Genomic DNA, 14,736 nt, shown 5'->3' with positions numbered 1-14,736 from the left:
CGCAAGCCGGGTCGAACGATGTAGAATGCGCGGCCATTAACTTTCCGGAACCTTTAATGGAACGCCCGCGATTTCGAACAGCATTTCTTTCTCCGCGTTTCTGGCCGCTGTGGTGTGGCCTGGGGCTGTTGTGGCTGATTGTGCAGTTGCCGTATCCGGCGTTACTGGCGATCGGTCGCGCCCTGGGCGCATTGATGTACCGGGTGGCCGGCGACCGACGGCGCATTGCCAAGCGCAATCTTGAGCTGTGTTTCCCTGAAAAATCCGCTGCCGAGCGCAAACGCCTGCTCAAGGAAAACTTCGCGTCCACCGGCATCGCCTTCTTCGAGATGGCCATGAGCTGGTGGTGGTCGCGCAAGCGTCTGGCGAAACTGGCCCATGTCGAAGGCCTGGAGCATTTGAAACAGGCTCAGGCGCAAGGCAAGGGCGTGATTCTGATGGCCGTGCACTTCACCACGCTGGAGATCGGCGCGGCGTTGCTCGGTCAGCAACACACCATCGATGGCATGTACCGCGAACACAAGAATCCGCTGTTCGACTTCATCCAGCGCCAAGGTCGCGAGCGGCACAACCTCGACTCGCTGGCGGTGGAGCGCGACGACGTGCGTGGCATGCTCAAACTGCTGCGGGCAGGGAGAGCGATCTGGTACGCACCGGATCAGGACTACGGCGCCAAGCAAAGTATCTTCGTGCCGCTGTTCGGGATTCAGGCGGCAACTGTCACCGCCACCAGCAAATTCGCACGTTTGGGCAAGGCGCTGGTGGTGCCGTTCACCCAGGAGCGCCTGGCTGACGGCAGCGGTTATCGACTGGTGATTCATGCCCCGCTCGAAGGCTTTCCTGGCGAGACGGAAGAGGCCGATTGCATTCGGATCAACCAATGGGTGGAAGGTGCGTTGCGCGAATGTCCGGAGCAATATCTCTGGGCGCATCGCCGCTTCAAGAGCCGCCCACCGGGCGAGCCGAAACTGTACGCCAAACGCGGTTGAGTCACCGATCCCTTTAAGCACCATGGAGTGTTGCAATGAGTCCTGCTGAACCGGTTACAGGGTTGATTCTTTCCGGCGGTGGGGCTCGTGCGGCCTATCAAGTAGGCGTGCTGGCAGCGATTGCCGAGCTGCTGCCGATGGGGGCGGCGAATCCGTTTCCGGTGATCGTCGGCACCTCGGCCGGTGCGATCAATGCGGTCAGCCTGGCCAGTGGGGCGATGGATTTTCGTGGCGCGATTGAGCGTCTGACAGCCTTCTGGCAAGGTTTTCGCAGCCATCTGGTATTACGCAGCGATTGGCCGGGGGTGATTCATCAGGCCACCCGTTTTGTCAGTCACAACCTGATGGGCATTGGCTCGCCGGTGCCGGTGGCCCTGCTTAACAGTTCGCCGCTGCGCCGCTTGCTCAATCACAAACTGCACATGCCCGGGATCGCCGAAGCGATTGCGCAGAAGCAATTGCGGGCCGTAGCGGTTACAGCGTTCGGCTACGAGTCCGGCCAGGCCGTCACGTTTTATCAGGGCGGCGGCACCATCGAATCCTGGTTGCGCCATCGGCGAGTTGGCGTGCCGACCCAACTGACTGTCGACCATCTGCTCGCCAGTTCCGCGATTCCATTGCTGTTCGCACCGGTAAAAATCGGCGAAGAATATTTCGGCGATGGCGCGGTGCGTCAATCGGCACCGATCAGCCCGGCCCTGCACCTGGGCGCCAGTCGCGTGCTGGTGGTGGGCGTCAGCGGCAACCCGCGCGGGATCGATCCGCAACAGCCGCTGCAACGTGCCTACACCGGTCAGCAGCCGACCCTGGCGCAAGTCGGTGGGCACCTGCTCAACAGTACGTTCATTGACAGCCTGGAAAGCGACATCGAGTTGTTGCAGCGTCTGAACCAGTTCAGCCATCTGCTGCCCGACGGCATCTCGAGTCGTGCATTGGGAGCGGCGCCAGTGGATGTGTTGGTGATTTCACCGAGTCAGCCGATCGATGAAATTGCCGCGCGGCATCGCCAGGAACTGCCGGCAGCCTTGCGCCTGTTTTTACGCGGGCCGGGGGCGACCAAGACCAGCGGGGCGGGGGTGCTGAGTTATCTGCTGTTCGAGGCGGGGTATTGCAGCGAATTGATTGACCTGGGGCGGCGCGATGCGTTGGCCAAGCGCGATGAGCTGTGCCGGTTTCTGGGGTTGGTGGAGCCTGCGGTTCCGGCTTGAGGTTTGTGGTGTGGCAATCGCGGGCAAGCCTTGCCCGCGAAGCTTTTACGATCAGAAGTGGAACTTCACCAGGAAGCTCGTGTTGCTCTGATCGGTCTTGAAGTACTGGCTGTCCCTGATCCCGTACTTGTCCGACCAGTAGTCGTACTCGACACCCACATACAACTGCTTCTCGCCAATGTTCAGCGCTTTGCCCAAGTCGTATTTGATCTGCGGGTTGAAGTGCAGGTTGGCGTGGTAGGTGCCTTTGCTGTTCTTGTCGTTGTCGACCACCCAGTCCATGAAACCATCGATCAGGATGTTCGAATCGCCCACCGGAATGGTGTAGGACCAGACCGGGGTGATCTGCCAGACGTTGTCACCCGGGCGGCTGCCTTCGGTGTGACGCTGGTAGAAGTTCAGCTGGAAGTAGTCGAAGCCAGGAATCGCCAGGTCGAAACCAGGACCGATCAGGTAAGACTCGGTATCGCCTTCACCGAACTCGTACGTCATGGCCAGCAGCACGTCCTTGACCGGACCGAACTCCAGTTTCTGGTCGAAGATCTTGCCAAACGACAAGCGTGGGCTGATTTCGCCGTAGTAGGTGTTCGAACCGACGCCGGGGTCGTCCTTGCCGTTGTAGAAAATCTTGTCGACGAACACGAAGTTGTCGCCGTATTTCCATGCATCGGCGTGCTCGAAAGTGACGGTTTGCTGAATGCGCGGGTTGACCTGGAAGTCCTTGCCATAGAGGTAGGTCAGGCTGTTGTTCTGCCATTGCAGCAAGTCGCCGGCCATGGCCTGGCCCCCGGCCAGCAAGGATCCCGCGAGCATCAGGCTGGTGCACGTACGTTTCATTCGGTTGCTCCCAAAAAGTAGGTGGTTCCACGTTATTTTTCTAAGGTCGGCGCTCTGGTGTGGCGCCTTTTCTTGCTGCTGTAAAAAATCATCCATGCGGTCAGCTTTGGTGCTGTTAGCAAGAGCTGAGCCAAGGCTTTCAAAAAGCCAAAGAACGCCCGTTCGGCTGTTCGAAAACAGTCGATCGAGCGTCATTTTTGAATGCCTTGATACTGCCCAGGGCCGGGATAAGTTGGCGTTCTGGTCAGGAATTAAATCCGGGCTTTTTTTTAGACCGGATTCGGGCGGCCGCGGAGAATACTGACTCCTTGGCCAGGTCTCAAGTGCCCCGCAACAGAGCACCGGCGACAGATGTGGGGCATTGCTGAACGACAGACTTGTCTGGGTACGAATCATCTGTTGCTCCCTCTTGTTTTTATTGTTTGAGGTGCAGGCAGCCGCCCCTGTGGGAACTCGCCACAGGGTGTGTGCTTTGTACTGGGTCAGTGCGTGTGGGCGTGGCAGTCGTTGACGGCTGCGCGTTCGTGACCGCCGAGAATGTTGAACAACAGGTTCAATGCCAGGGCGCTAAGCGTGGCCATGGCGATGCCGCTGTGGGTGATCGGGCTCATCCACATCGGCAGATGCGCGAAGAATTCCGGACGCACCACCGGGATCAGCCCCATGCCGATGCTCACCGCCACCAGCAACTGGTTGCGCCGGTCACCGATGTCGGCTTCCTGAAGAATCTTGATCCCAGTGGCGGCGACCATGCCGAACATCGCGATTGCCGCACCGCCCAAGACCGCCGGCGGAATCGACGCCACCAGGAATGCGGCTTTTGGCAGCAGGCTCAGCACGATCAGTAAGCCACCGGCGACGATGGTCACTGAGCGGCAACGTACTCCGGTCATTTGTACCAGGCCGATGTTCTGAGCGAATGAGGAGTGGGTGAAGGTGTTGAAGAAGCCGGCGAAAAACGAAGCACCGGCATCGCACAGCAAGCCGCGACGCAGCATCCGCGGCGTGACGTCCTGGCCGGTGATCTTGCCCAGCGCCAGGAACATCCCGGTGGACTCGACGAAGATGATTACCACCACCAGGCACATGGACAGAATCGGTGCGAGCTCGAATTTCGGCATGCCGAAATGCAACGGGGTGACGATTTGCAGCCACGGCGCCTGGTCCATGCCGCTGAGGTCGACCATGCCGATCACGCCGCAAATCGCGTAACCCAGGCACATGCCGATCAGCACCGAAATGTTGACCCAGAATCCGGCCATGAAGCGATGGACCAACAGAATGGTGGCCAACACCAGTGCGGCAACGGCCAGGTAGACAGGCGAACCGAATTGAGCCGCGCCAGCACCGCCACCGGCCCAGTTCACGGCGACGGGGAACAGCGACAAACCGATTGAGGTGATGACGGTGCCGGTCACCAGCGGCGGGAAGAAGCGTACGACTTTGGACATGAAGGGCGCGATGAGCATGCCGAAGAAGCCGGCGGCGATGGTCGCGCCGAAAATCCCTTGCAGGCCGATACCGGGCATCCCGGCCATGGCCACCATGCTGCCGACCGCGGCGAAACTGGCGCCCATCATCACCGGCATGCGAATGCCCATCGGGCCGATGCCCAGCGACTGGACGATGGTGGCGATGCCGGCCACCAGCAGGTCGGCGTTGATCAGGAAGGCGATTTCTTCACGGTTCAGGCCGGCGGCCTGCCCGATGATCAGCGGCACTGCAATGGCGCCGCCGTACATCAGCAGAACGTGTTGCAGACCGACCAGAATCAGTTGCACAAGGGGTAAACGTTGAATGGCGGGTGCGTCGGGGATGCGCGCTTCGGATAGCTCGGACATGCAACACCTCGGATCTTTTTTATTCTTGTGATTTTTGTATCAGGGGGACCTGTGGCGAGGGAGCTTGCTGTGGCGAGGGGGCTTGCCCCCGTTGGGCTGCAAAGCAGCCCCAATCCCAGCAATCGCGTTCTATCTAGAGGACCGCATCCGCCGGTTTTACGACCGCTTCGCGGTCGAACGGGGGCAAGCCCCCTCGCCACACAAACCCTATCTCCACAATGGCTTATTACTTACTTGGTAGGAGCTCCCTGAACAATCCACGCGCCGATCAGGTCACGTTCCTGCTGGGTCATCTGGGTGATGTTGCCCAGTGGCATGATCTGGCTGGTGACCGCTTGAGCCTGGATGCGGGCAGCGTTCTGGCGGATCTGTTCTGGCGTATCGAACATCACGCCGGCCGGTGCGGCACTGAACAGCGGGCTGGTGGGCTTGGCCGAGTGACAGACCGCGCAACGTTCCTGAATCACGCTGTGAACCTTGTCGAACGTCGGGCCCTGATTCGAGGCCTGGGCTGGTGCAGCGGCAGGCGCATCAGGTTTCGCCGCTTCAGGTTTTGCACCACCTCCCAGGGCGGTTTCCGGCAGCGGCTGGTACTCGATGGTCCCAGGAGCCTTGGCCACTTCAGGTGCGCTGGACATCGGCGTCGGGCCGGTCACGTAGGCCAGGCAAATCATGCCGACCGCCGCAACGGGCAGGGTCCAGGCGAATTTGTGGCTGTCGTGACGGGTGTTGAAGTAGTGACGCACCAACACCGCCAGCACCGCGATCCCGGCCAGGATCAGCCAGTTGTACTGGCTGCCGTACGTGCTCGGGAAGTGGTTGCTGATCATGATGAACAGCACCGGCAAGGTGAAGTAGTTGTTGTGCCGCGAACGCAGCAAACCTTTGGCCGGCAGCGCCGGATCGGGCGTGCGGTTTTCGGCGATCGCCGCCACCAGGGCGCGCTGGGCCGGCATGATGATGCGGAACACGTTGCCGACCATGATAGTGCCGATGATCGCGCCGACGTGCAGGTACGCACCACGACCGCTGAACACTTTGCTGAAGCCGTAGGCGGCGCCGATGATCAGCACGAACAGAATAAAGCCGAGCAGGGCAGGGCGTTTGCCCAGGGCCGAGTCGCAGAGGAAGGAGTAGATGAACCAGCCGATGAACAACGAGCCGAGGCCGATGGCCACGCCTTCAGGGCCGCTCAGGGTGCTGCCCGGAGCCAGCAGGTACAGCGTCGGGTTGGAGTAGAACACCACGCACAGCAGCGCGATCCCCGACAGCCAAGTGAAATAGGCTTCCCACTTGAACCAGTGCAGGTTGTCCGGCATGGTCGGTGGAGCCAGTTTGTATTTTTCCAGGTGGTAGATACCGCCGCCATGGATCGCCCACAAATCGCCCGCCAGCCCGTTTTTCGGGTTGACCCGATTGAGGTTGTTTTCCAGCCAGACGAAATAGAACGACGCGCCGATCCAGGCCACGCCAGTGATCATGTGAACCCAGCGCACGCTCAGGTTCAGCCATTCCAACAGATGTGCTTCCACAGTCTTTACCTCTCGCCTGTCACCCTTGTTGTCGAGTGATCAGACCTTCTCTTATTGGTGGGGGGCGAGGATCAAACACTCATCCTCTTGGAAAAAATGCTCATCGCAGTTATTGCCTGTGCCACTGCGATCAACCACCAGGAAGTCATCCCGCTTTTCGATCGTCAGCACCGGGTGGTGCCAGACGCCGCGATGGTAATTAATGCCCTGCCTGCCGTTGGTGACGAAGGCGCGGACCAAGCCTGATACAGGTGCATCGCCAAGTGGCGCGACCACGATCAGAAAGGGGTTGCCGAGCAGCGGAATGAACGCCTGACTGCCCAGCGGATGGCGCTCCAGCATGCGCACGGTCAACGGCATGTCCTGCGCGTCGGCGCGGAAGATGCTGATGATCGCCTTGTCCTCTGGCGTGGCGGTTTCCACCGTCGCCAGTTTGTGGAAGCGCATGGTCGAACCGTTGTTGATCATGAAGTGATCGCTGCCGTCGGTTTCGATCACGTCACCGAAAGGGGCGAAGGCTTCTTTGGTCAGCGGTTCAATCGTCAATGTGCGCATGCTGGTCTTCTTAATCTCGAGTGTGTTGGGGTACTGCTTTTGTAGGAGCCGGCTTGCTGGCGATGGCGTCAGTGAGGGCGCTATCGCCAGCAAGCCGGCTCCTACAGGCTCAGCATTACTTCGCGACCTTGCCGAGAACGCGCAGGCGGCTCACACCACCATCCGGGAACACGTTCAGGCGGATGTGGGTGATCGGGCCCAGCGCCTTGATCTGCTCGGCGAAGGTGTGTTCGGCGTGCATTTCCAGCTTCTGGCTTGGCAGCAGTTCGCGCCAGAACAGCGATTGGGTTTCGATCTGGCTGTCGGTGCCGCCCTTCACGAATGCGCCCTGGATCGAGCAGCTGTCCGGGTAGTTGCCCTTGAAGTGCAGGGTGTCGACGATGACTTTCTCGACTTCACCGGCATGGCCCAGCGCGACGATCACCCAGTCATTGCCCGGGGTACGACGACGTGCGGTTTCCCAGCCATCGCCCATGTTGATGCCACGGCCCGGGTTGAGGATGTTGCTCATGCGGCCGAAGTGTTCGTCGGAGCAGGCGAGGGCGCGACCGCCGTTCAGGGCGGCAGCCAGGTCGACTTGTTCGTTGTCGCCAACGGCCGACCAGTCGCGGAACGGAATGCCGTACACGCGCAGACGGGCCACGCCACCATCCGGATAGATGTTGAAGCGCAGGTGGCTGAACGCCTGGTCGTTATTGATTTCGTGGTAGTGGTGGCTGTTGCCCTGCAGCTCGACGGCCGACAGCACTTCAGTCCACTGGGTGTTTTCGTCCGGCTCGCCCGAGGCCAGGAAGCAGGCTTCCAGGGACGCCGATGGCGGGTAGTTGCCGGTGAAGAATGAAGTGTCGATGTCCACGCCTTTGATCGAACCCGGTACGCCCAGGCGGATCACCGCGCTGTCGTAGCCTTCGAAGCGCTTGCGGCGCGACTCCCAGCCGTCCATCCACTTGCCGTTGTCATCGAACACGCCCTCCTTCCACACGGCCGGGGTCGGCTGGAACAGACGGTTGGCGTCTGCGAACCAGTCATCGGTGACCGAGATGATTTTGGTGCCCAGGCGGGCGTCGGCCAGGTTGACGAACTTCTCGAAAGGTACGGCGTAAGCTTTCATTCTTCTTGTCTGCCTTTAATAAGTTGGCTTGGGATGCTTGCAGGGCCCTGGGCTCGTTCTGCGTTCGGGAACTCGCTCGGGCCAAGGTCGCTATAGGGTCAGTAATCGGAACAACGCGATTTTGTTGATCTCCGCCAGCGCGCATTTGAATTCGGTGTCGACCGAGTTGTGAATGCGCGTTTCGAACGCCGCGAGGATCTGATGCCGGTTGCTGCCTTTTACCGCCATGATGAAGGGAAACTTGAACTTGGCCTTGTAGGCGTCGTTCAGCTCGGTGAAGCGCTGGAACTCATCGCTCGAGCATTGGTGGATACCGGCGCCGGCCTGTTCATGGGTGCTGGCTTCGGTCAGTTGGCCCTGGACGGCGGCTTTGCCGGCCAGGTCCGGGTGAGCGTTGATCAGGGCCAGTTGGCTGGCGTGATCGGCGCTCAACAGGATGTCGCTCATGCGCTGGTGCAGGGTTTCGATCTGGTCGATCGAAGCGTCCTGGCCCAGGTCGAAGGCCTTCTCGGCTACCCATGGCGAGTGTTCGTAGATGTCGGCGAAGGCGGCGACAAATGCGTCGCGGCTCAGGGTCGAGGGTTTCAGCGTTTGAAAGGTGCTCATTTGGCAGCCCCTTGGTACGGGTGGGTTTGCTGCCAGTGGCGAGCGATGTCGACACGGCGGCTGAACCACACCTGTTCATGACTTTTAGCGTATTCGATAAAGCGCTTGAGCGAGGCCAGGCGCGCCGGGCGGCCGATCAGCCGGCAGTGCAGGCCGATCGACAACATCTTCGGTGCCTCGGCGCCTTCGGCATAAAGAACGTCAAACGCGTCCTTCAGGTATTCGAAGAAGTCGTCGCCCTTGTTGAAGCCCTGGACCTGGGTGAAGCGCATGTCGTTGGTGTCCAGGGTGTATGGAATCACCAGGTGTGGCTTGCCGGTCGGGTTGTTCGGTTCCCAGTAGGGCAGGTCGTCGTCGTAGGTGTCGCAGTCATAGAGGAAACCGCCTTCTTCCATCACCAGCCGACGGGTGTTCGGGCCGGTGCGGCCGGTGTACCAGCCCAGCGGGCGCTCGCCGGTGATTTCGGTGAGGATGCGGATCGCTTCGAGCATGTGCTCGCGTTCTTGCGCTTCGTCCATGTACTGGTAGTCGATCCAGCGATAGCCGTGGCTGCAGATTTCGTGGCCGGCCTCGACCATCGCGCGGATCACGTCCGGGTGACGCTGGGCGGCCATGGCCACGGCGAAGATGGTCAGCGGGATGTCGAATTCCTTGAACAGTTTCAGAATCCGCCAGACGCCGGCACGGCTGCCATACTCGTAAAGGGATTCCATGCTCATGTTGCGCTCGCCTTGCAGCGGCTGCGCCGAGACCATTTCCGAGAGGAAGGCTTCGGACTCTTTATCGCCGTGAAGGATATTGCGCTCGCCACCTTCCTCGTAGTTGAGCACGAAGGACAGGGCGATGCGGGCATTGCCCGGCCAGTGTGGGTGAGGAGGGTTACTGCCGTAACCGATCAGGTCGCGTGGGTAGTCAGCGCTCACTGCAGTCTTCCTTCTTGTTCGTGTCGACTTGTTCAAAGTCAGGGTGTGTGTGGCGGCCTGGCGATGAGAGGGCAGGCTGGCGTCACAGCGATGGAGTGATTGTATACAACTTTATATTCACTTTGTAAGCCTGATTTTTTGCATTTTTCACTGACTGCTCTCATTGGAGGGTACTGCAAGAAACCTGCCTGACTGGTCAGCTAATTGATAGAAGGTCCACTGATCTTATGGTTTGGCGCAAGATTCGCCTGCAAACCCTGAATGCCGTTGGTGGCAGTAAAAATGTCGTTTTTATTGTGTACAATTTTTTTGAAAAATGTCTTAATCAGTCGCTCGCCGCAACGTTTCGTGCTCCGGAACGGTGCGGTCTCCTTTTCAACTGACTTCGGGAGGCGCGAGGTCTGACTGCTCCACGCAGGCAGGCGCGCAGAATCAATGGGACGTTTGACTACACACGTTTTGGACGCTGCACACGGTTGCCCGGGCAGTTCGATCAAGGTCGAGCTGTACCGCGTCGAAGGCTCGCAGCTGGAACTGGTCGCCACGGCGCTCACCAACAGCGACGGCCGGGTCGATGCGCCGTTGCTGCAAGGCGATGACTACCGTACCGGGGTCTATCAGCTGCAATTTCATGCGGGCGATTACTACCGCGCCCGGGGCGTTCAGCTGCCTGAGCCTGCGTTCCTCGACGTGGTGGTGCTGCGGTTCGGCATCTCTGCCGAACAGGATCACTACCATGTGCCTTTGCTGATTTCGCCATACAGCTATTCCACGTATCGCGGCAGCTGATCCCCCAAGCAGCTGCCTCAACCTGGAAGCGACTGCGCATATAGCTTCTTTGGTCTTTAGCCCGCTCACACTGCGGGCTTTTTTTCGCCTGGTGGAAAGTCAAAAAATCGCAGCCTTCGGCAGCACCTACATGGAAACGCATTCCCCCTGTAGGAGCTGTCGAGTGCAACGAGGCTGCGATCTTTTGCCCTTAGCGGCTCAACAATGAGGCCGCGCCCGCACCGCTGAACAACCCGGCACTGACCCGGTTAAACCAGCTTTGCCCCTTGCCGCTACGCAGATACCGCGCCGCGCCATGAGCCCCCAGCCCATAAGCCAGCTTGCACAGCAGGTCCAGCACGGTCCAGGTGGCAATCATCACCAGCAACTGCGGCAGGAACGGTTGTTCGGCACTCAAAAACTGCGGCAGGAACGCGGCAAAGAACAAAATGTCTTTCGGGTTGCTGGCGCCGAGCATGAACGCGCGCCCGAACAGTGCACGAAAGCGTGGCACCGGCGCAGCCTGGGGCACTTCGGCGCCCTGGGAGGGTTGGCGTGATTGCTGCCAGCTCTGCCAGGCGAGGTAGAACAGATACAGCGCGCCGACGATTTTCAGGGCGCTGAACAGCTGTTCCGACGCCAGCAGCAATGCACCCAAGCCGAGCGCCGAAGCGCTGAGCAGGCAGATCGAGGCAAACACGCCTCCGAGAAACGCCGGATAAGAACGGCGCAAACCGTAATTCAGACTGTTGCTGATCATCAGCAAAGACAGTGGCCCCGGTATCAGGATCACCACCAGCGCAGCGCCGCTGAACAGCAGCCAGGTTTCCAGACTCATCACTTTCCTCCCTATGCACAAAAGCCCCACCCGACGGGGTGAGGCTGGTTTGAAACGCGTACCGCGTGACGCTTACAAGAAGATGAACTTGGCGATGAAGATCGCGCAGAGCACCCACAGGCTCACCGAAATTTCCTTGTACTTACCGGTGCCGGCCTTCAGCGCCACGTAGGTGATGAAGCCCAGCGCGATGCCGTCGGCGACCGAGAAGGTCAGCGGCATCATGATCGCGGTGACGATCGCCGGAATGCTGTCGGTCGCTTCGTCCCATTCGATGTGCGCCATGCCGCCCATCATCAGCATCGCTACATAAATCAGCGCACCGGCGGTTGCATAAGCGGGGATCATGCCAGCCAGCGGGGCGAAAAACATTGCGGCAATAAATAGCACACCTACGGTCACGGCGGTAAGACCAGTCCGACCACCCGCCGCTACGCCAGCGGCACTTTCCACATAACTGGTGACCGGTGGAACACCCACCACGGCCCCGAAAACGCTGGAGGCACTGTCAGCTTTCATGGCGCGGGACAGGTTTTCGATCCGGCCGTCAGCGTTCACCAGGTTGGCGCGCTGGGCGACGCCCATCAAGGTGCCGGCGGTATCGAACATGTGCACAAAGAGGAAGGCCAGCACCACACTGATCATGCTGACGTTGAACACGCCGGCGATGTTCATGGCCATCCAGGTCGGTGCCAGGCTCGGCGGGGCAGACATGATGCCCTCGTAGTGCACCAGACCCAGACCCCAACCGGCCAGGGTCACGGTGATGATGCTGATGAGGATCGCGCCGAACACTTTGTGGTAGCTGAGTACGGCGATCATCAGGAAGCAGATGGCAGCCAGCAGCGGGCCGGGCTCGCGCAGGGAGCCGAGCTTGATCAGAGTGGCCGGGCTATCGACGACGATGCCCGAGGTTTTCAGGCCGATCAGCCCCAGAAACAGGCCCACACCCGCGCCCATGGCAAAGCGCAGGCTCACCGGAATGCTATTGAGAAGCCATTCACGAATCCGGGAAAAGGTCAGGAACATGAACAACACGCCGGACACGAACACCGCGCCGAGAGCGGTTTCCCAGTTGTAGCCCATAGTGCCGACCACGGTGTAGGTGAAGAACGCGTTCAGGCCCATGCCCGGCGCCAGGCCCACCGGCCAGTTGGCGTACAGGCCCATCAACAGGCAACCCAGCGCGGCGGCGATGCAGGTGGCCACGAACGCGGCACCGTGATCGATCCCGGCATCGGCCATGATGTTGGGGTTGACGAAGATGATGTAGGCCATGGTGATGAAGGTTGTCAGACCGGCGATCAGCTCGGTCTTCACCGTGGTGCCGTGCAAGCTGAGTTTGAAGATGCGCTCCAGCCAGCCATTGCGTAACGGCGGCGAGAGTTCCAGCGTCGAGGCTTCGGATTTGCGGCTTTCCACAGCGAGTACTCCTCAAGAGTTTTATTGTTATTTCCAGGGCCGGACCCATGAGGGTGGCAGCGACCCTTTGAGGTACTTGCGAATTTGTTGACCTGATGGTCAGGAACTCGCACGAAGCGAATTATGCTTTTGTATACAAATAAAGCAAATAATGTTTTTGATTTTGTAGACGAAAAAAATGGCAGGCGGGGTATATAGATATGAAATGTGATGTGTAGCGAGCTGTTTGTGGCGAGGGAGCTTGCTCCCGCTGGGGCGCGCAGCGGCCCGACTCAGGCGGTGGCAATTTTTCAGGCATACCGGCGTTATCGTTCTTTGCGACTGCTGCGCAGCCGAACGGGAGCAAGCTCCCTCGCCACAGTCAGGTGTCGTCCCGATCAACTCTGGTTACTTCCCCCAATGCCAGATTCACCGCCAACCACCCATTCACCGCCGTCTCCCCAGCTTCGGCAAACACCCGCTCGAGCAATTTCACCTGCTCGCGCCGTAACGACTGCTCGAACCGCGCGCCTTCCACGGTCAGTTCCAGCAGCCGCTTACGCTTGTCGGTCTGGGACGCGACGCTGTTCACCAAATGCATTTCCACCAACTGCCGCAGCGGAATGTTCAGCGCCTGCTTGGTCACGCCGAGCAACGCCAGCAACTCCTTGACGCTCAGGTTCGGGTAGCGCGCGATGAAAAACACAATGCGCTGATGCACCCGGCTCAAGCCGCGACGCTCGAGCATTTCATCAGCCTTGGCGGTGAAGGCCTGATAGCCGAAGAAGAACGCTTCCATGGCTTGTTGCTGGGTGGTGGGGTTTTTAAGGTCAAGCATGTTGACGTATCCGCTCGGTCTGTCGTAATTTCGGTCAATCAGTTTGACTCATTTTCCTCAGGCCTCGCTACCGGTGACCCCCATGGCTTTTTCCGAACGTGTCTCGCGCCTTAAAAGTTCTTTGATCCGTGAAATCCTCGCCGCCGCCCAGCGCCCGGAAGTGATGTCGTTCGCTGGCGGCTTGCCGGCCGAAGCCATGCTGCCGAAAGTCGAGTGGGCGCAGATGCCGCTGTCCATGGGCCAATACGGGATGAGCGAAGGCGAGCCGGCGCTGCGTGAAGCGTTGGCGGCCGAAGCCCGGGCGTTGGGCGTGCCGTGTGAGGCGAGTCAGGTGTTGGTGGTCAGCGGTTCGCAACAAACCCTCGATCTGGCGGCCAAGCTTCACATCGACAAAGGCACCGAAATCTTGCTTGAAGCGCCGACCTACCTGGCGGCGTTGCAGATTTTTCAGCTGTTTGGCGCCGATTGCATCACTGTCCCACTGGAAGCCGATGGCCCGAACCTGGCGCAACTGCGCAGCCGTCTGGAACAACACAAGCCAGCGTTCATCTACCTGATTCCGACGTTTCAGAATCCGTCGGCGGTGCGCTACAGCGAAGCCAAGCGCGATGCGGTGGCAGCGTTGCTCGACGAATTCGGCGTGACCCTGATCGAAGACGAACCCTATCGCGAACTGACCTTCGATGGCGGCAGCGCCACACCGATCGTCAGCCGCTTGACCAAGGCCAGCTGGATCTACACCGGCACCGTGTCGAAAACCCTGCTGCCTGGCCTGCGGGTTGGTTATTTGATTGCCAGTCCGGACCTGTTCCCGCATTTGCTGCGGCTCAAGCAATCGGCCGATCTGCACACCAACCGCATCGGGCAGTGGCAAGCGCTGCAATGGATCGGTACTGAAAAATACCAGCAGCACTTGGGCGAGTTGCGGGACTTCTACCGGGTTCGTCGGGATGCGTTCCAGTCGGCACTTGAAAGGCATTTTTCCGATCTGGCGGATTGGAACGTGCCGCAGGGGGGGCTGTTTTTCTGGCTGACGCTCAAGCTGCCGCTGGATACCCGCACGCTGCTCAAAGCGGCGCTGGCAGCAGAGGTGGCGTTCATGCCGGGCGAACCGTTTTTCCCTGAGTCGGATAACAACCCCGGCCATCTGCGGCTGAACTTCAGCCACATTGACCCGGCACGGCTGGACGAAGGGCTCAAGCGATTGGCAGCGGTGGTGCGTCAGGCCCAGGCGGCGCAAGCAGCCTGAGGCTGTTGGTGGGGGAGGGTGTAGAAACGAATAAACCGGC

At 59.9% G+C, this 14,736-nt stretch carries 14 protein-coding genes; 4 read left to right on the top strand and 10 right to left on the bottom strand.

Going from position 1 to position 14,736, the window contains the following annotated elements; all coding sequences use genetic code 11:
• Positions 1-56 precede the first annotated feature (56 nt).
• Together JUI81_RS22210 and JUI81_RS22205 are read left to right on the top strand one after the other, a co-directional pair.
• On the top strand, positions 57-989 hold the full coding sequence (locus JUI81_RS22210) for a lipid A biosynthesis lauroyl acyltransferase (protein ID WP_204125036.1): 933 nt from the start codon (positions 57-59) through the stop codon (positions 987-989).
• Positions 990-1,024: 35 nt separating this feature from the next.
• The gene (locus JUI81_RS22205) at positions 1,025-2,197 is read left to right on the top strand and encodes a patatin-like phospholipase family protein (protein WP_204125035.1); all 1,173 of its coding nucleotides are present in this window, start codon (positions 1,025-1,027) and stop codon (positions 2,195-2,197) included.
• 51 nt (positions 2,198-2,248) lie between these two features.
• Here the strand turns inward: JUI81_RS22205 and JUI81_RS22200 are convergent, their stop codons facing one another.
• The 7 genes from JUI81_RS22200 to puuE form a co-directional block, all read right to left on the bottom strand.
• A complete protein-coding gene (locus tag JUI81_RS22200) occupies positions 2,249-3,034 on the bottom strand; it encodes an outer membrane protein OmpK (RefSeq protein WP_028941051.1) in 786 nt (261 codons plus the stop codon).
• A gap of 482 nt (positions 3,035-3,516) precedes the next feature.
• On the bottom strand, positions 3,517-4,875 hold the full coding sequence (locus JUI81_RS22195; RefSeq protein ID WP_204125034.1) for a nucleobase:cation symporter-2 family protein: 1,359 nt from the start codon (positions 4,873-4,875) through the stop codon (positions 3,517-3,519).
• Positions 4,876-5,105: 230 nt separating this feature from the next.
• Complete coding sequence (locus JUI81_RS22190) at positions 5,106-6,407, bottom strand: urate hydroxylase PuuD (RefSeq protein ID WP_019579697.1); 1,302 nt, start codon at positions 6,405-6,407, stop codon at positions 5,106-5,108.
• Between the two features lie 51 nt (positions 6,408-6,458).
• Entirely contained in the window at positions 6,459-6,962 is a 504-nt protein-coding gene (locus JUI81_RS22185; protein WP_018925187.1) for an ureidoglycolate lyase, read from the bottom strand.
• A 115-nt stretch (positions 6,963-7,077) separates the two neighbouring features.
• Complete coding sequence (gene alc / locus JUI81_RS22180) at positions 7,078-8,073, bottom strand: allantoicase (RefSeq protein ID WP_007940834.1); 996 nt, start codon at positions 8,071-8,073, stop codon at positions 7,078-7,080.
• 90 nt (positions 8,074-8,163) lie between these two features.
• Positions 8,164-8,679: a 2-oxo-4-hydroxy-4-carboxy-5-ureidoimidazoline decarboxylase gene (gene uraD / locus JUI81_RS22175; protein WP_204125033.1), complete on the bottom strand. Its 516-nt coding sequence runs from the start codon at positions 8,677-8,679 to the stop codon at positions 8,164-8,166.
• Positions 8,676-9,602, bottom strand: a complete 927-nt coding sequence (gene puuE, locus JUI81_RS22170) for an allantoinase PuuE (protein ID WP_007940832.1) — start codon at positions 9,600-9,602, stop codon at positions 8,676-8,678. The genes uraD and puuE overlap by 4 nt, the downstream gene beginning before the upstream one ends.
• A 435-nt stretch (positions 9,603-10,037) precedes the next feature.
• Here puuE and uraH point away from each other — a divergent pair, with 435 nt between their 5' ends.
• Entirely contained in the window at positions 10,038-10,391 is a 354-nt protein-coding gene (gene uraH / locus JUI81_RS22165; RefSeq protein ID WP_007940831.1) for a hydroxyisourate hydrolase, read from the top strand.
• Positions 10,392-10,581: 190 nt separating this feature from the next.
• Here uraH and JUI81_RS22160 read toward each other — a convergent pair whose 3' ends face one another.
• The 3 genes from JUI81_RS22160 to JUI81_RS22150 form a co-directional block, all read right to left on the bottom strand.
• Complete coding sequence (locus tag JUI81_RS22160) at positions 10,582-11,208, bottom strand: LysE family translocator (RefSeq protein ID WP_019579700.1); 627 nt, start codon at positions 11,206-11,208, stop codon at positions 10,582-10,584.
• 72 nt (positions 11,209-11,280) lie between these two features.
• Complete coding sequence (locus JUI81_RS22155) at positions 11,281-12,630, bottom strand: NCS2 family permease (protein WP_204125032.1); 1,350 nt, start codon at positions 12,628-12,630, stop codon at positions 11,281-11,283.
• Between the two features lie 361 nt (positions 12,631-12,991).
• Positions 12,992-13,447, bottom strand: coding sequence for a MarR family winged helix-turn-helix transcriptional regulator (locus JUI81_RS22150; protein WP_019648217.1), 456 nt, complete (start codon positions 13,445-13,447; stop codon positions 12,992-12,994).
• An 82-nt stretch (positions 13,448-13,529) separates the two neighbouring features.
• Between JUI81_RS22150 and JUI81_RS22145 the strand changes: the two genes are divergently transcribed.
• Positions 13,530-14,696, top strand: coding sequence for a PLP-dependent aminotransferase family protein (locus JUI81_RS22145; protein ID WP_204125031.1), 1,167 nt, complete (start codon positions 13,530-13,532; stop codon positions 14,694-14,696).
• Positions 14,697-14,736: the final 40 nt, after the last annotated feature.

Origin of the sequence: Pseudomonas sp. 008 (assembly GCF_016861935.1) — a bacterium.
Lineage (GTDB): Bacteria > Pseudomonadota > Gammaproteobacteria > Pseudomonadales > Pseudomonadaceae > Aquipseudomonas.
This window is presented reverse-complemented; position numbering and strand designations above follow the sequence as displayed.

Bases quoted from the DNA above. Each gene is read 5' to 3' on its own strand.
- JUI81_RS22210 (WP_204125036.1), top strand. From the start codon at position 57: ATGGAACGCCCGCGATTTCGAACAGCATTTCTTTCTCCGCGTTTCTGG.
- JUI81_RS22205 (WP_204125035.1), top strand. From the start codon at position 1,025: ATGAGTCCTGCTGAACCGGTTACAGGGTTGATTCTTTCCGGCGGTGGG.
- JUI81_RS22200 (WP_028941051.1), bottom strand. From the start codon at position 3,034: ATGAAACGTACGTGCACCAGCCTGATGCTCGCGGGATCCTTGCTGGCC.
- JUI81_RS22195 (WP_204125034.1), bottom strand. From the start codon at position 4,875: ATGTCCGAGCTATCCGAAGCGCGCATCCCCGACGCACCCGCCATTCAA.
- JUI81_RS22185 (WP_018925187.1), bottom strand. From the start codon at position 6,962: ATGCGCACATTGACGATTGAACCGCTGACCAAAGAAGCCTTCGCCCCT.
- alc (WP_007940834.1), bottom strand. From the start codon at position 8,073: ATGAAAGCTTACGCCGTACCTTTCGAGAAGTTCGTCAACCTGGCCGAC.
- uraD (WP_204125033.1), bottom strand. From the start codon at position 8,679: ATGAGCACCTTTCAAACGCTGAAACCCTCGACCCTGAGCCGCGACGCA.
- uraH (WP_007940831.1), top strand. From the start codon at position 10,038: ATGGGACGTTTGACTACACACGTTTTGGACGCTGCACACGGTTGCCCG.
- JUI81_RS22160 (WP_019579700.1), bottom strand. From the start codon at position 11,208: ATGAGTCTGGAAACCTGGCTGCTGTTCAGCGGCGCTGCGCTGGTGGTG.
- JUI81_RS22150 (WP_019648217.1), bottom strand. From the start codon at position 13,447: ATGCTTGACCTTAAAAACCCCACCACCCAGCAACAAGCCATGGAAGCG.
- JUI81_RS22145 (WP_204125031.1), top strand. From the start codon at position 13,530: ATGGCTTTTTCCGAACGTGTCTCGCGCCTTAAAAGTTCTTTGATCCGT.